Raw genomic sequence first — 13,475 nt, 5'->3', positions numbered from 1 at the left:
CTTCAGTCCTTGTCCGGCACAACATACCCTAGTCCCTCGATTATCTTGAGCGCTTTGGCGCTTCGCAGAAACTCCAGAAACGCCTTGGCGGCGGCATTGTCACGGCCATGCGCCAGGAGAATTGCGTCTTGCCGTAGAGGATCATGCATGTCGCCGGGCACGACCCAGCGCGAGCCGGACGGGTCTTCCGAAACCTGCGAAAGCGCCACGAAGCCGACCGGCGCGTTGCCGGTGGCCACGAACTGATAGGTCTGGCCGACAGACTTTCCTTCGACGAGGCGCGGTTTGACGTCCTGAAGCACGCCGAGTTTGGTCATGGTCTCGATCGCCGCAGCGCCATAGGGCGCCGTGACAGGGTTCGCGATCGCGACATGGGCAAGCTTGGGGTCCGACAAGACGGAGGGCGATCCATCGATCAGATCGGAATCGGCGCTCCACAGGACGAGCACCCCAATCGCATAGGTGAAGCGTGTCCCCGGAACACCGAGTCCCTCCGTCTCGGCCCGCTCGGGGCGAGCGGTATCGGCGGCCAGGAACGCGTCAAACGGCGCCTCATGGGCGATCTGCGTGAAGAGCTGCCCCGTCGAGCCGAAGCTGAAGACGACGCGATGCCCCGTCTCTGCCTCGAAGGCCGCACCGATGCGCTTTGCGGCCAGGGTGAAGTTCGCTGCGACGGCGACAGTCGCCTCGCCCGCGCGGACGGGCTCGGCGGACAGACATGCCAGGCTCGCCATCGCGAGGCCGACACAAAATCTCAAGATGGCGTGTGCCATTGCGCTCCTTTCTTAAACATGGGCAATGGCAAGAGAGATGGCTGGCACCCCGGGGAACCGGCAGCAGCCGCCCTAATCGCCACCGTCCACGTTATCGGCAGACTCGGCATTGAGCTGACCGTAATTCTGCGCGCCGATGTCGTTCAGGAGGCCGAGCTGGGTCTCGAGATGGTCGATATGCCCCTCCTCGTCCTTCAGAATATCCTCGAACAACAGCATGCTCACATAGTCTTCTTCTTCGCGGCAGGCGGCGCGAGCCTCCATATAAAGGGCGCGCGCGCCATATTCCGCTTTAAGATCGCATTCGAGGATTTCCTTGACGTTCTGCCCGATCATGAGCGGATCGAGCTTCTGCATGTTCGGAAAGCCTTCGAGGAAGATAATGCGTGTCGCGAACCTGTCGGCGTGATGCATCTCCTCGATCGATTCCTCGCGCTCCTTCTGGGCGAGCTTCTTGTAGCCCCAGTCGTCGAGCAGCCGGTAGTGCAGCCAGTACTGGTTCACGGCCGTGAGCTCGCTGGTCAAGGCCCTGTTCAAATAGTCGATGATGCGTGGGTTGCCTTTCATGCCGTGCTACGTCCTCATCGTTGTTGGTTCGTTGGCTTGTCCGGGACGACCGCCCGGTTGGTCCAACATGCACGCATCGTCGCAAGACACCCTGCATGAGATCAAAGTATCCGGACTATCCTCGTCGTCGTCGAGACCGAGTATGATCTTGATCACTTGAGGAAGGCAGTTTCCGCATTGCGGGCGCTTGCCAAGCGTGCGGCATATCAACCCAGCCGTGAGGACCACGGCGGGATCGTTCGTGCGCAGTAACGAAACGACGTCATGGATGTCGCTCTCGCAGATCGTGTGGCAAGAACACACCATCATGCTCTTCCCGGCGCCGGCGAGACGCGAGGGGCGGCAAAGATCGGCTTGCGGAGCCTCAACCTCAGAGAGCTTCGCGATCAACCGGCTCTCCGAATAGGCGCGTGGGGCGGCGCCAACCTTGGATGGCGAGACATTGTGCCCCCTCTCCTTCGAGGCTAGCCGAACTTGAAAGAAATGCCGTAGCCGCCGCGCGGGTAGTTCCACTCGATGTCGCCGGACGCCTCGCCGATGATCCGGCAGGTCCCGCATTCGATGCAGCCGTCCGCCGTGATCTCGACTTGGCCCTTGTCGTTCAACTCGTAGCAACGGGCCGGACAGGCCGTCAGCAAGGCGCGAAGCGGGCCGCTGGGCTTGTCGTGCTCGCGCACCTTGATGTGCACCTTGCCCGAGTCAACCTGGTAGCGATTCTGGTAGAGCTTATCTTCCACTCTCACGGAAAGATCAGTCATTTTCGGTACCTCCGGTTAGGTCGTTGTTACGCGTTGCATCGACTCACGTTAGCGCCACGCCCGGGCGAGACGGACCGCATCGCCGGCCAGCCCCCACCATGAGCGCGCGGATACAAAAGATTTCAGGCTAGCCTTTTCCTTCTGGATCTTCGGCGTCCCGTCCACACGCAGGAAGTCCTGCATCGCCTTCGAAACGAGCTGCGGATAGGTGAGGAAGAAATTCTTGGACTGCGTATGCAGCAGGGCCGGCATGTCCTTGTACTTCTTCAGGTCCTTCATCACGAAGGAGTCGTCGATCATCTTCTTGTAGAGCGAGAGGTTCTCCGCGGTCATGGGGTCGCGGCGCGACTTGACCTGGAAGATCGCCTCGGCCGCCAAGCGGCCCGACGTCATTGCAAGGTTGGAGCCTTCGCGATGGATCGCGTTATTAAGCTGAGCGGCGTCGCCCACCATGACCCAGCCGTCGCCATAGAGTTGCGGGATGGCGTTGTAGCCGCCCTCGGGAATGAGATGGGCCGAATATTCCTTCACTTCCGAGCCGGCGATGAGCGGTGCGACAGAGGGATGCATCTTGAAGCGCTCGATGAGATCGTATGGCGTCTGGCCCGTTTCCTGAAAATCCGACACGAGACAGCCGATCCCGAGCGAGATGCATTCCTTGTTCGTGTAGATGAAGCCCATGCCGGTCATGCCTTGGGAGATCGTGCCCGCGGCCTCGATGACGACACCTTCATCGCCTTTGAGATTGAACCGGGCCTCGATCGTCTCGCTCGGCAGGAAATGGCATTTCCTTGACGCGAGCGCGACCTTGTCGGCTTCGGGACGCTCGCGAAGCCCTGCCCGCGTACCCAGCAGCCCGCTGACGCCTTCGGCCAGCACCACGACATCGGCGTGCACCTCGCCGTCCTTGCGATCCGTGCGGACACCGATGACCTTTCCTTCCCCGTTCTGCACGAGACTCGTGACCGTCGTCTCGCAAATGACCAGCGCGCCGGCGTCGCGCACCTTCTGGGAAAACCACTTGTCGAACTGGGTGCGGATGATGGTGTAGCGGTTCGGCTTCTCCTCGTTGAAGTCGTCCGACCGGTACTGCATGCCGGTATGGGAACGATCGTCCATCATCCAGAAGCGCTGCTCGACCAGATGCCGCTCGAGCGGCGCATCCTCGCGGAAGTTCGGGATGATCTTCTCCAGCATGTCGGAATAGAGAATGGCGCCTTGCACGTTCTTGGCGCCCGAATATTCGCCGCGTTCGAGCTGCAGCACTTTGAGCCCGCGCTCGGCCAGCGTGTATGCCGCCGCGTTTCCGGCCATTCCGGCCCCGACAACGATCGCATCGAACCTTTCGTCGATCATCTCGCTCTCCTACTCGCCAGCTTGTCGCGGTTGTGAGGCGACAGCCGCTTGCGGAACGCCTCGGTCAGTGCCGGCAACAGGCTGATCGCATCGGTGACCAGGCCCACATGGGCAAAGTCGAAGATGGGCGCGTTCTTGTCGGTGTTGATCGCGACGATGAGATCGGAGCCTTCGACCCCGACCCGGTGCTGAATGGCGCCGGAAATACCCGCCGCGATGTAGAGCTTGGGCCGGATGGTCTTGCCCGTCTGCCCGATCTGGCGGTCGCTGGGCACCCATCCCTTCTGCACGAGGGGACGCGAACAGCCATATTCGGCTCCAAGCGTCGTCGCGAGTTGCCGGATCAGCTGGAAATTCTCCGGCGAGCCCAGCCCGAGGCCACCGGCCACGACGACATCGGCATAGGCCAGATTCGATTTGGAGGAGTCACGCGCCGGAAGGAAGTCCAGCACCTTGGTGACGATGTCGTCCTCCACCAGCCCCAACGGATGGGTGATGACCTTGCCGACGGGCCGCTCGACGCGCTCCGGCATCGCCATCACGCGGGGGCGGACCGTGGCCATTTGCGGCCGGTAGTTGAGCGTGTAGATCGTGCACAGAAGCGAACCGCCGAAGGTCGGCCGCGTGGCCGCGAGCGATCCGTCCTCGTCGACGTCGAGTTCCGTACTGTCCGCGGTCAGGCCGGTCAGGAGGGTCGTGGCCACGGAGCCGGCAAGGTCGCGCCCGAGCGTGGTCGCGCCGAGAAGCAGGATCTCCGGCTGGTAGGTGTTGACGAGATCCGTCAGGGCCTTGGTGTAGGGCTCGTTCCGGTAGTCCTCGAGGAGCGGGTCGGCGACGAGATAGGCGAGGTCGGCGCCATAGTTGAACGCTTCGCCGATCACGTGCTGCGTCGCCTCGCCCTCGGGCCCCAAGACCACGGCAGCCAGATCGACCTTCAGCTTGTCGGCAAGCTTCCGGCCTTCACCCAGAAGTTCCCAGGACACGGGATGGGCTTGGCCGCGCTCTTGCTCGACGAACACCCAGACGTGCTTGTACGACTTGAAGTGCTCCGGCAGTTCCTTCTTCGACGCCGCGCGTCCCCCGGCTGGAGGCTGCTTCGAAGGTGCTTTCGGGGCTTCGGCCATGCGTCGGGCTCCTTCCGCTCAGTATCCGCCCGCAAGCGCGGCGAGATCTTCTTGCAGCGCGGGCTGCCGCTCGAAGATCGCTTCCACAAGCGCTTCCGCGGGCGTCTGATCCTCGGCCTCGACGAACGCCGCCTTTTCCGAACGGGCGCTCGGCGCGAAGACCTTCTTGACGATGGTCGGAGAACCGCGAAGACCGCATTTCTGCATGTCCTCGACGCCGGCATCCGCGGCACTCCATGTGACGATCTCGGCGCGGGTGGCGGCGATGGCCTCTTCCAGCGTTCCGCGCCGCATCTCGTTGGTTCCTTCGAGCATGGTGACGAGAACCGGCAGCTTGCTCTTCAAGACTTGGACACCGGCCTCGGACCGGCGCTCGACGACGATCTCCTTGGCGTCGGGATCGGCGGATACGAGCTTGGAGACGTAGGTGAGCTGGCGGAAGTCGAGTCGCTTGGCGATACCCGGGCCGACCTGGGCGGTGTCGCCATCGATGGTCTGCTTGCCGGTGAAGACGATGTCGGGCGCGCCGAACGTCTCGCCAATCTTCCGAATGGCCGTGGCCAGCGCGAATGTCGTCGCCAGCGTATCGGATCCTGCGAAGAAGCGATCGGTGAGGAGCACCGCGCGATCGGCGCCGAATGTCAGGACACGCCGCAAGGAGTCCTCGGCGGAGGCGGGCCCCATGGTCAAAACCGTGACCTCGCCGCCATGGACGTCACGCAGGCGCAAGGCCTCTTCGACCGCAAACAGGTCGTAGGGATTGATGATCGTGGGCACGCCCTGGCGCATGATCGTGTTGGTCACCGGATGAACACGGATCTGCGCCGAGTCCGGAACCTGCTTTATGCAAACGACGATGTGCATCTGGATCTGCTCCTAGCGAGAGGCGTGCGGCCTTGCAGATTGAAGGAGCAAGCGGCGTGCCAAGCCGGGTCCGCCCGAAATAGAAACGTATTTCCAATGACTTAGTTCGGATGCACGCCATGCCGTTCGAAACCCGACATAGCGTTCGCGGGCGCCCGACGAACGGGCGTGTCGGGAACGCGACAGAGGCGCTGCCGCGGTCCGGCGGCGAGGCGTCATTTCAGGGAATCGAGGGATACGAAGTTCGCAGGTGCCTCTGGCTCCGCCTTCGGCTGGATGGCCTCTTTATGCACCTTGAAAACCCGCTCATCGATCGGCGAAGACCGCACGAAGTCTTCGTAGGCGCGCTCGAGCACCGCCTTGCAGCGTGCCTCGGCGACGGTGGCCGGGATGCCTTCAATATCCTCGCTTGCGAGATATTCCGCCATTCTCCTGAGAATGTGGAGCCTGGCCACGTTCACGACCTTCGGGTCGTACGCGACACCGAGAATGTCGAAGAACTCCTCCGCGGCCGAAGCCTCGTGCAACTTGTCGAGCACGGTCTCATCAGGCGTCGTCATGGGCTTTGCTCCTTTCGGTCGCGCGTTCTTCGAATCGGCCTTCGCGAACATGCCGTTGCAAGAGCCCGAGCCGGGCTTCGACAAAGTCGACACGATCGATGATGTGGGCGAGCGCCGCGCTCACGGGATCAGGCATGAAATGATGGTTCAGGTCGATGCGGCCGCTCTTCCTGCCGGCGCCGTCCGGGTGCACGACCTTGGCCGGAATCCCGACCACCGTGACATCGCCGGGAACATCGTCGATGACGACGGAGTTGGCGCCGACGCGGGTTCCCCGGCCGACGGTGATGGGTCCGAGAATCTTCGCGCCCGCGCCGACCACCACATCATCCTTGAGCGTCGGGTGGCGCTTGCCCGGAGACCAGGTGGTGCCGCCAAGGGTAACGCCGTGATAGAGCGTCACGTCGTCACCGATTTCGGCCGTTTCGCCGATGACGACGCCAGCGCCGTGATCGATGAAGAAACGCCGCCCGATGGTCGCGCCCGGATGGATGTCGACGTTTGTCAGGAAGCGGCCGAGCCAGGAGAGGAACCGGGCCGGAAAGCGCCAGCCCCGTCTCCACAAACGATTCGACAGGCGATGCCAGATCACGGCATGGACGCCCGGATAGGTCAGCAGGCTTTCGAGTTCGCCACGGGCCGCGGGATCGCGCAAGCGGACGCAATGAAGGTCCTCGCGGAGCAGTTGGAGAAGCGACGGCGTTGCCGCTGTCTTCTCCCGGACGGCTTCCGCCTCGGTGGGAGCATCCAAGCCGGCTTCGGTTACGTCTGCGCTCTCGGTCACGTCTGCCTCACATCGCGACTTCCAACACGGCCTCACGATGGATCTCTTTCCAGATCTCGGTGAGGGCCTCGGCGGTCACGGGGTTCTTGGTCGCGGCCGCCTGCTCGCGCACGCGCTCCAGGATCGCGCGCAACTCGATTACCGTGGCCGACAGGTTGAGATTCGAAAGGGACGCCGCAAGCGCCGCAAATCCCGAATGCTTACCCAAGACGATGGAGTGGGCGCGCCCCAGCGTCGCCGGGTCCAGAGACTGATAGGTCCGCGCGTCCTTCAGAAGGCCATCCACATGAATGCCCGACTCGTGGGTGAACACATGATCGCCGACGATCGCCTTGTTGGGCGGAATTGGACGAACGGCGGCCGCCGAGACCAGGGAGGCGATGGGTCCAAGCGCCGTCATGTCGACGGCGGTGTCGCAGCCATAGAGGTGGTGGAGGCTGACGGCGACCTCTTCCAGCGGTGCATTGCCCGCCCGCTCGCCGAGACCGATGACCGTGACCGAGGCATGCGTGGCGCCGGCCCTGATCGCCGCCAGCGTATTGGCTGTCGCAAGCCCAAGGTCGTCATGGGCGTGGATTTCGAGTTCCAATGCGGTTTCGGCGCGCAGCGCCGCAACCAAGGCATGGGCGGCGAAGGGCTCCAGTACGCTCAGCGTGTCGGCAATCCGGAACCGTCGTGCGCCGGCCTGTTCCGCCGCCTTGACCACCTCGATCAGGAAGGACGGGTCGGCGCGGGACGAATCCTCGCCGCCGACGGCGACCTCCAATCCGTTTTCGCGTGCATAGCCCACGACCTGCACGAGCCTGTCCAGCGCGTCCTGGCGTCCGCCCCGAAGTTTGGCGGCGATCTGAATGTCGGAGACGGGAAGCGACAGATTGACCATCGGCACGGCCGCGGCGAGCGCCGCGTCAACGTCGTCGAAGCTCATGCGGCACCACGCGATGGGCGTGGCGGGCAAGTCCGCCTCGACGACCGCGCGGATGGCGGCAATCTCCTTTCGGCCCATGGCCGGCGTGCCGACTTCGATTTCCGGGACACCGGCCTCGGCGAGCGCGGTGGCGATCTCAAGCTTTTCTGCAAGGCTGAAGGCGACGCCCGGCGCCTGCTCGCCATCGCGCAAGGTCGTATCGTTGAGAACGACGGGGATCGGGCTCGTGGACTGCTTACGCATAGGCGTTCTCCTGCGAGGCTGCATCCGCGCCCTCTCCGAACGGAGAAATCTCCCGGAGCTTCGCAACGATGCCCGGCAGCACTTCGAGAACGCGATCGATCTCCGCTTCCGTGTTTTGGCGCGACAGCGAGAACCGGACCGCCCCGCGCAGCGCCGTCTCCGGAACGTTCATCGCTTGCAGCACATGGGACGGTTCGAACGAGCCCGACGAACAGGCGGAGCCGGACGAAGCGGCGATGCCCTCCTTGTCGAGCAACAGGAGAATGCTTTCGCTCTCGATATAGTCGAAGACGACGCTGGTCGTGTTCGGCAGACGGTCGTTCTCGAACGCAACGATGCTGGCGTTGGGAATTTCGCGCAAACCCGCTTCGAGCCGACCCCGGAGCGCCGTCAGATAGGCGGCGTCGTCCGCCATACGCTCGCCCGCGAGTTCGGCGGCCCTCCCCAACGCTACGATGCCCGGCACGTTCTCGGTGCCGGCCCGTCGCCCGCGTTCCTGATGGCCGCCTTTGATCTGCGGGCGGAAGCGCAAGCCCTTGCGCAAATAGAGTGCGCCGATGCCTTTCGGGGCATGCAGCTTGTGACCCGACAGGGAGAGCATGTCGATCTGGGTGGACTTCAAATCGATCGGAATCTTGCCCACCGCTTGAACGGCGTCGGTATGGAAGGTCGCGCCGACCTCCTTGGCCATTTCCGCAAGTTCCACCACGGGCAGGATCGTGCCGGTTTCGTTGTTCGCCCACATCATGGACACGACCGCCACCCGCTCGGACAACGCCTCCTTGTAGGCGACGACATCGATGCGGCCATTCCTGTCGACGGGGATCGTGTGAACGCGAATGCCCTTGTTCTTGGCGAGCCAATCAGCCAGCGTCCGCACGGCGGAATGCTCGATCGCGCTGACGATCATCTCGCGTCGCAACGGCGCGCTCTCCAAGGCGGATATGATCGCGCTGTTGACGCTCTCCGTGCCGCCGGAATTGAACATGATCTCGCTCGCCTGGTCCGCACCAAGCAGGGCCTGAACCTGACGGCGCGCTTTCTGTACGGCCATCGCGGCCGCCTCGCCCGGCCCGTGCTTCGAGGACGGATTGCCGTAGGTCTCGGTGAGAACGGCAGCATGGTCTCGAGAACGTCGGGATCGACGCGGGTCGTGGCGTTGTGGTCGAGATAGATGGTCATTGCACGGGCACCACGCGTAAGGGCATTCCGGTCTTCTCGATCAGTCGCTGCTGCACGCCCGACAATGTCACCGAGGCCATCTGGCAGCCCATGCAGGCGCCGGACAGCTTCACGAAGGCGGTGTTCTCCTTGACCTCGACCAGCTCGCAGTCGCCCCCATCGGCCTTGAGGTAGGGACGCAGCTCGTCGATGGCCTTGCTCACGACCTCGATCCGTTCCTCGGGCTTGAGTTTGGCGAAGGCCGCCAGGCCCTGCGGCGTCGGCTGCGCTTCCCCGCCCACGGACGGCGCCGCATTCGGCCGTGGCACGCCGGGTCCAATGCTCTTGCCGTTCGCCTCCGTGACGCCGTTGGGCCTCGGCGGTGCGCCGTTGCCATTCATCTGGAACTTTGCGGGCATGAAGGGCGTGGCCTTGACCGGCGCATGGTAGGCCTTCGCTGCATCCAGCACGCCCTCTTCCACCATGTCCGCATTGACCGCCGCGAGCAGTTCCTCGATCGGTCTCTTGCAGCTCTGGCACCCGCCGCTGACCTTGGTGTAGTTCGTGACCTGGCCCGGCGATGTCAGCTTGTTCGTGCGGATAATGCGTTCGAGAAAGGCTTTGCGCGCGGGGAAGCACTTGCAGATCCTCTCCGAGGAGTCCGCGGCGTCGTTCTCGCCGCGATAATGCGCGATTGCCGTTTGCAGGGCCTCGTGACCGAGCACGGCGCAGTACATCTTGTCCTCGGGCAAGCCGCCGAGATAATCGACGATTTCAGCATCCGAGACGGCGCTCGCCTCGTCAATCGTCCGTCCAATGATGATTTCCGTGAGTGCGGATGCTGCGGCGATCGAGACGCCACACCCGAAAGACTTGAAACGCGCATCGGTGATGACGCCCGAGTCCCGATTGACCTTTATGGCGATCTTCAGCGCATCGCCATAGGCGATCGTGCCCGCTTGTCCTTCCGCGTCCGGCTGCTCCAACGCACCGACGTTCCGCGGGTTGAGAAAATGATCCTGAACTTTATCGGAGCACTGCCACATGCGCCCTCCTCGCCGATTCGAAAGGTCAGCCGAAAGACTTGCCGCAGGAACACTGCGAGGCCGCGTTGGGATTCTCGAACACGAACCCGGACCCTTGCAGGCTGTCGACGAAACCGACGGTCATGCCCGCGAGGAGCGGTTGGGAGTCGGGATCGACAAAGACTTTGACGCCCGAGGACTCGAATACGGCATCATCGTCGCGAGGTTCGGTATCGAGACCCACGAGATATTTGTGGCCGGCGCAGCCACCGGTCTCCACCATGATGCGGAAACCCGCACCGACCTTCCCAGCGCGCTCCATTGCGCCCTTTACGGCGGTCGCGGCTTCCGGGGTCAGGTTGATCATTGACGGCACCTCCAAGTCATGTCTTCAGACACACGTCATGTCTCTTGACGATAGAAGGAGCAATCCCCGTGCCAGTCTCTAATTCATTGATTCTACGTGATTTTTCAGCGCGTCGGATTGTCGGGTTCATGACACGCGTCGGATAAGCGACGCGGTCCGGCTACGACTTCGCGGAGGCGCCGGTCTTCCGGCGCAAGCGCACCACCACGTCAACCCGGTCGATCTCGAATCCATCCGGCGCGACAGGGAGCTTGCCGAACTCGACCTCGCCATGGGGGATGTCGAACAGAGCGCCCTCGCCACTGACGAAGAAGTGGTCGTGGTCCGCCGGATTGGTATCGAAAAAGGACTTGGTGCCGTCCACGCCGACTTGCCGCAGGAGGCCCACCTCCGTGAACTGGTTCAGCGTATTGTAAACCGTGGCGAGCGAGACGTGGATCTTCGCGCGCACGGCTTCGTCGTGGAGCATCTCGGCAGTAATGTGACGCCCGCCCTTGGAGAACAGCAGCCAGCCGAGCGCGATGCGCTGCCGGGTCGGCCGGAGATTGACGGCGCGCAACATCTCCTCATAATCACGCCAGGGGCAGCCAGACAGCCCGGCGCGCAAGGCTGCCCCTGGACGCGACTCCTCCGCCGAGGTTTCGTCGACAGAGAACTGTTTGAGGTCTGGTGGCACCATCAATATCGCCCCTCGGATTCTTTCTTATGTCGCATCGCCGAGATCTTCGGCGCGGCGGGCGGCCGCGAGCCGGCTCTCGCCGGTCTCCTCGCCAAAGCAGAGATCGAATTCGTTGCAGTCCGAGCACACCGGCGTACTACACAGGGTGAAGCCCTCACCCTCGCAGAGCTTGCGGTAGAAGAAGCGCTTCCAGCGCATATTCTGCGTATTGCCCGCGGCGAGCGGCGCGAAATGACGCTCGAGCAGGCGGAGCAATTCGGCGCGGTCGCGCAGACCGAGATCCTCCCAAAGGTGGCTCGGCTCCATGCAGCGCCGCGCAATCATCTGCGCGAGCAGCCGGCCGGTCTCCCCCTCGCTCGACCTGTTGGCGAGCAGAAGCTCCCGCACCATCGCAATCTCGTCTTCGTCTTGCACCTTGCCGTCCGGATACCAGGCTGGCGCCAAGGGCACGGCATGGGAGAACCAGCGCCAGAGCAGGCGGTCGAGGTCGGATGCGGTCAGCCCGGCCTGGCTCGCCACCTGCCCCTCCTCGGTCGCGGACACGGCCAGGATCGAGGCGAAGACATGCGCATCGAAGCTCTCGTCTTCGACCGTCCACAGATCGCTCGGATCGCGGCGGGTCAGCATGCGATAGGTCGCGATGCCGAGACCCGCGGCATTGCTGTCCTTGCCCTTGAGCGGGGGCCAAGGGCCGTCCGCCGAGATGTTCAGTCCATCGGGTAGGATAACGGGCTTGGTCACGTTTCTCGTCCTCAGGCCGCCGCGGACTCAAGCTCGCTTGCGGCAGTGAAACTCTGACAATCCTTCGGGCACACGCGATTACACGCGGAGCAGCCGATGCAGTTCCCCGGATTTTCCATCACCATGACGAGACGATCGTAGTCGTCGCCGTCATCGTCTTCCGGGTCGAAGGGGACAAGCTCGCCGTCCTCGGTCATGCCCTGAAGATTCATCACATCCCGGCCGCAAACCTTGTGACACCGGCCACAGCCGATGCAGGTCTCCGCATTGATCGCCGTGAGATAGGTCGGTTCCCAGGGCTTGCCGTCGCGCCTCGTGAACATTCGTTTGCCCTTTCCTTCAGCCTTCCGACGCCCTCGCCCGCTACGAGGCGAGCGCCTCCTGCTCTTTCAACTCCTTGCGGGCGGCCTCGAGCGCCTCGTAGGCGTCGTAGGCCTGCTGCGCCACCGACATGATGTTCGTCCAATCGATGGGCAGATCCTCGGCGAGGTCGTGCAGATTCATCTTCTGCGTCACCGCGCGGGACGACAGCTTCTTGATCTTGGCCTTGAGTTCCTCGACGTCGGACATGACGAATTCCTTTCTCCTTTCGGGTTACCGGTCCCTAGTAGTTCGCGACGTCGGGAAACTTGCCGATCATTTCCACGGCGGAGGCCACGGCCTTGTCGCCCTCGGATGCAAGCTTCTCGAAGCTCGGGAAACCGAAACGGTGCACGTCCCGCAGGTGCTTGTTGATGACGATCAGACGGCCGGCGGCCAGGATCATCCGGCCGAAGCCTTCGTGGTGCATCTTCATCATCGGCGAGACCATGATTCCGGTCTGACGTTCGATGGCGAGCCCGATGGCGTTGTAGTAGAGCTCGAGCCGCCACAGCGTCTCCGGGTCCGGGTCCCCCATGATCGGGATCTGCTTGCGCTTCTCCTTGTCCAGCACATAGGGCTCGAGCAGTTCGAGGTCGGTCTTGTTCTCCCAGGCGCCATGGGTGTCCTGCGCGCGCCATTGCTTGATGAGCTCTTGAAAGAACGGCGAGTCCGTCGGGATCGTTTGCTCGGGCGGAACCGCCGCTTCCCCGGTCTCGGCAATCGCTTCTGCGGCTTCAGCCATGTTGCACCTCTTCTTCGAAATCGAATGTCCGTTCCTTGCCCTTGAGCAGCGCCTTGCGCAGCCAAGGCGGCGGCGTGCCCTGCAGGACGCCGCACAGCTTGTCGAGGAGCATGTCGATCTCCTCCGACTGCGTGACCTTGATCGGGTGGATATTGTTGGCGACCACGCGCGCCGCGCCCGAGCCGCCGATCGCGGCGACATAGAGAATGGCGCAGTCCTTGATCGCTTCGATCTTGGGAAGGAGCTTGTCCTCGTTCCCGTCTTCCTGAAGGTCGCCGTCGAACTGGATCGCCTCGATGAAGCGATGGCCGTCCGCCGAGATTTCGTGGATGGCGATATTCTTGGCCCAACCGAAATGCGCATCGACGTGCTTCAGATCCTGCGTCGAGAACGCAACCTTCAAGGTGCCCGTCTCTTTCGTCGCTTCCATGGCTAGTCTC

General features: G+C 63.1%; 17 protein-coding genes and 1 pseudogene. All 18 read right to left on the bottom strand.

Annotated elements, in window-relative coordinates; translation table 11 throughout:
- Positions 1–2: 2 nt before the first annotated feature.
- Positions 3–773, bottom strand: coding sequence for a molybdate ABC transporter substrate-binding protein (gene modA, locus AUC68_RS14275; protein ID WP_069438272.1), 771 nt, complete (start codon positions 771–773; stop codon positions 3–5).
- 72 nt (positions 774–845) lie between these two features.
- Positions 846–1,340, bottom strand: a complete 495-nt coding sequence (gene bfr / locus AUC68_RS14270; RefSeq protein ID WP_069438271.1) for a bacterioferritin — start codon at positions 1,338–1,340, stop codon at positions 846–848.
- Positions 1,341–1,804: 464 nt separating this feature from the next.
- Positions 1,805–2,098 (bottom strand): ferredoxin family protein, encoded by a 294-nt coding sequence (locus tag AUC68_RS14260; RefSeq protein WP_069438269.1) that lies wholly within the window; start codon positions 2,096–2,098, stop codon positions 1,805–1,807.
- A gap of 48 nt (positions 2,099–2,146) precedes the next feature.
- Positions 2,147–3,454 carry an FAD-dependent oxidoreductase gene (locus AUC68_RS14255; RefSeq protein ID WP_069438268.1) on the bottom strand — a complete coding sequence of 436 codons (1,308 nt, stop codon included), beginning with the start codon at positions 3,452–3,454 and terminating at the stop codon, positions 2,147–2,149.
- Positions 3,451–4,578 (bottom strand): electron transfer flavoprotein subunit alpha/FixB family protein, encoded by a 1,128-nt coding sequence (locus AUC68_RS14250; protein WP_069438267.1) that lies wholly within the window; start codon positions 4,576–4,578, stop codon positions 3,451–3,453. The genes AUC68_RS14255 and AUC68_RS14250 overlap by 4 nt, the downstream gene beginning before the upstream one ends.
- Before the next feature lie 18 nt (positions 4,579–4,596).
- Positions 4,597–5,442: an electron transfer flavoprotein subunit beta/FixA family protein gene (locus tag AUC68_RS14245; RefSeq protein WP_069438266.1), complete on the bottom strand. Its 846-nt coding sequence runs from the start codon at positions 5,440–5,442 to the stop codon at positions 4,597–4,599.
- Between the two features lie 215 nt (positions 5,443–5,657).
- Positions 5,658–6,002 (bottom strand): nitrogenase stabilizing/protective protein NifW, encoded by a 345-nt coding sequence (nifW, locus tag AUC68_RS14240; protein WP_069438265.1) that lies wholly within the window; start codon positions 6,000–6,002, stop codon positions 5,658–5,660.
- Positions 5,989–6,753, bottom strand: coding sequence for a serine O-acetyltransferase (cysE, locus tag AUC68_RS14235; protein ID WP_069438459.1), 765 nt, complete (start codon positions 6,751–6,753; stop codon positions 5,989–5,991). The genes nifW and cysE overlap by 14 nt, the downstream gene beginning before the upstream one ends.
- 40 nt (positions 6,754–6,793) lie before the next feature.
- Entirely contained in the window at positions 6,794–7,957 is a 1,164-nt protein-coding gene (nifV, locus tag AUC68_RS14230; RefSeq protein WP_083240770.1) for a homocitrate synthase, read from the bottom strand.
- A pseudogene (gene nifS, locus AUC68_RS14225) lies at positions 7,950–9,139 on the bottom strand (cysteine desulfurase NifS). Before nifS ends, nifV begins: the two are co-directional and overlap by 8 nt.
- Positions 9,136–10,164: an iron-sulfur cluster assembly scaffold protein gene (locus AUC68_RS14220; protein WP_069438263.1), complete on the bottom strand. Its 1,029-nt coding sequence runs from the start codon at positions 10,162–10,164 to the stop codon at positions 9,136–9,138. The pseudogene nifS and the gene AUC68_RS14220 overlap by 4 nt, the downstream one beginning before the upstream one ends.
- A gap of 25 nt (positions 10,165–10,189) precedes the next feature.
- Complete coding sequence (locus tag AUC68_RS14215; RefSeq protein WP_069438262.1) at positions 10,190–10,510, bottom strand: HesB/IscA family protein; 321 nt, start codon at positions 10,508–10,510, stop codon at positions 10,190–10,192.
- Between the two features lie 160 nt (positions 10,511–10,670).
- Entirely contained in the window at positions 10,671–11,189 is a 519-nt protein-coding gene (gene irrA / locus AUC68_RS14210; RefSeq protein WP_083240769.1) for an iron response transcriptional regulator IrrA, read from the bottom strand.
- 24 nt (positions 11,190–11,213) lie between these two features.
- Entirely contained in the window at positions 11,214–11,930 is a 717-nt protein-coding gene (locus tag AUC68_RS14205; RefSeq protein WP_069438261.1) for a nitrogen fixation protein NifQ, read from the bottom strand.
- Between the two features lie 11 nt (positions 11,931–11,941).
- Positions 11,942–12,253, bottom strand: coding sequence for a ferredoxin III, nif-specific (gene fdxB, locus AUC68_RS14200; protein ID WP_069438260.1), 312 nt, complete (start codon positions 12,251–12,253; stop codon positions 11,942–11,944).
- A gap of 40 nt (positions 12,254–12,293) precedes the next feature.
- Entirely contained in the window at positions 12,294–12,500 is a 207-nt protein-coding gene (locus AUC68_RS14195; RefSeq protein WP_069438259.1) for a CCE_0567 family metalloprotein, read from the bottom strand.
- Between the two features lie 34 nt (positions 12,501–12,534).
- On the bottom strand, positions 12,535–13,035 hold the full coding sequence (locus AUC68_RS14190) for a NifX-associated nitrogen fixation protein (protein WP_083240768.1): 501 nt from the start codon (positions 13,033–13,035) through the stop codon (positions 12,535–12,537).
- Entirely contained in the window at positions 13,028–13,438 is a 411-nt protein-coding gene (gene nifX / locus AUC68_RS14185) for a nitrogen fixation protein NifX (protein WP_069438456.1), read from the bottom strand. Before nifX ends, AUC68_RS14190 begins: the two co-directional genes overlap by 8 nt.
- Positions 13,439–13,475: the final 37 nt, after the last annotated feature.

It is taken from the genome of Methyloceanibacter methanicus (assembly GCF_001723285.1).
In the GTDB taxonomy this organism is placed as follows: domain Bacteria; phylum Pseudomonadota; class Alphaproteobacteria; order Rhizobiales; family Methyloligellaceae; genus Methyloceanibacter; species Methyloceanibacter methanicus.
This window is presented reverse-complemented; position numbering and strand designations above follow the sequence as displayed.

Bases quoted from the DNA above. Each gene is read 5' to 3' on its own strand.
- AUC68_RS14190 (WP_083240768.1), bottom strand. From the start codon at position 13,035: ATGGCTGAAGCCGCAGAAGCGATTGCCGAGACCGGGGAAGCGGCGGTT.
- AUC68_RS14215 (WP_069438262.1), bottom strand. From the start codon at position 10,510: ATGATCAACCTGACCCCGGAAGCCGCGACCGCCGTAAAGGGCGCAATG.
- nifW (WP_069438265.1), bottom strand. From the start codon at position 6,002: ATGACGACGCCTGATGAGACCGTGCTCGACAAGTTGCACGAGGCTTCG.
- AUC68_RS14245 (WP_069438266.1), bottom strand. From the start codon at position 5,442: ATGCACATCGTCGTTTGCATAAAGCAGGTTCCGGACTCGGCGCAGATC.
- AUC68_RS14220 (WP_069438263.1), bottom strand. From the start codon at position 10,164: ATGTGGCAGTGCTCCGATAAAGTTCAGGATCATTTTCTCAACCCGCGG.
- bfr (WP_069438271.1), bottom strand. From the start codon at position 1,340: ATGAAAGGCAACCCACGCATCATCGACTATTTGAACAGGGCCTTGACC.
- nifV (WP_083240770.1), bottom strand. From the start codon at position 7,957: ATGCGTAAGCAGTCCACGAGCCCGATCCCCGTCGTTCTCAACGATACG.
- AUC68_RS14250 (WP_069438267.1), bottom strand. From the start codon at position 4,578: ATGGCCGAAGCCCCGAAAGCACCTTCGAAGCAGCCTCCAGCCGGGGGA.
- AUC68_RS14195 (WP_069438259.1), bottom strand. From the start codon at position 12,500: ATGTCCGACGTCGAGGAACTCAAGGCCAAGATCAAGAAGCTGTCGTCC.
- irrA (WP_083240769.1), bottom strand. From the start codon at position 11,189: ATGGTGCCACCAGACCTCAAACAGTTCTCTGTCGACGAAACCTCGGCG.
- AUC68_RS14255 (WP_069438268.1), bottom strand. From the start codon at position 3,454: ATGATCGACGAAAGGTTCGATGCGATCGTTGTCGGGGCCGGAATGGCC.
- fdxB (WP_069438260.1), bottom strand. From the start codon at position 12,253: ATGTTCACGAGGCGCGACGGCAAGCCCTGGGAACCGACCTATCTCACG.
- modA (WP_069438272.1), bottom strand. From the start codon at position 773: ATGGCACACGCCATCTTGAGATTTTGTGTCGGCCTCGCGATGGCGAGC.
- AUC68_RS14260 (WP_069438269.1), bottom strand. From the start codon at position 2,098: ATGACTGATCTTTCCGTGAGAGTGGAAGATAAGCTCTACCAGAATCGC.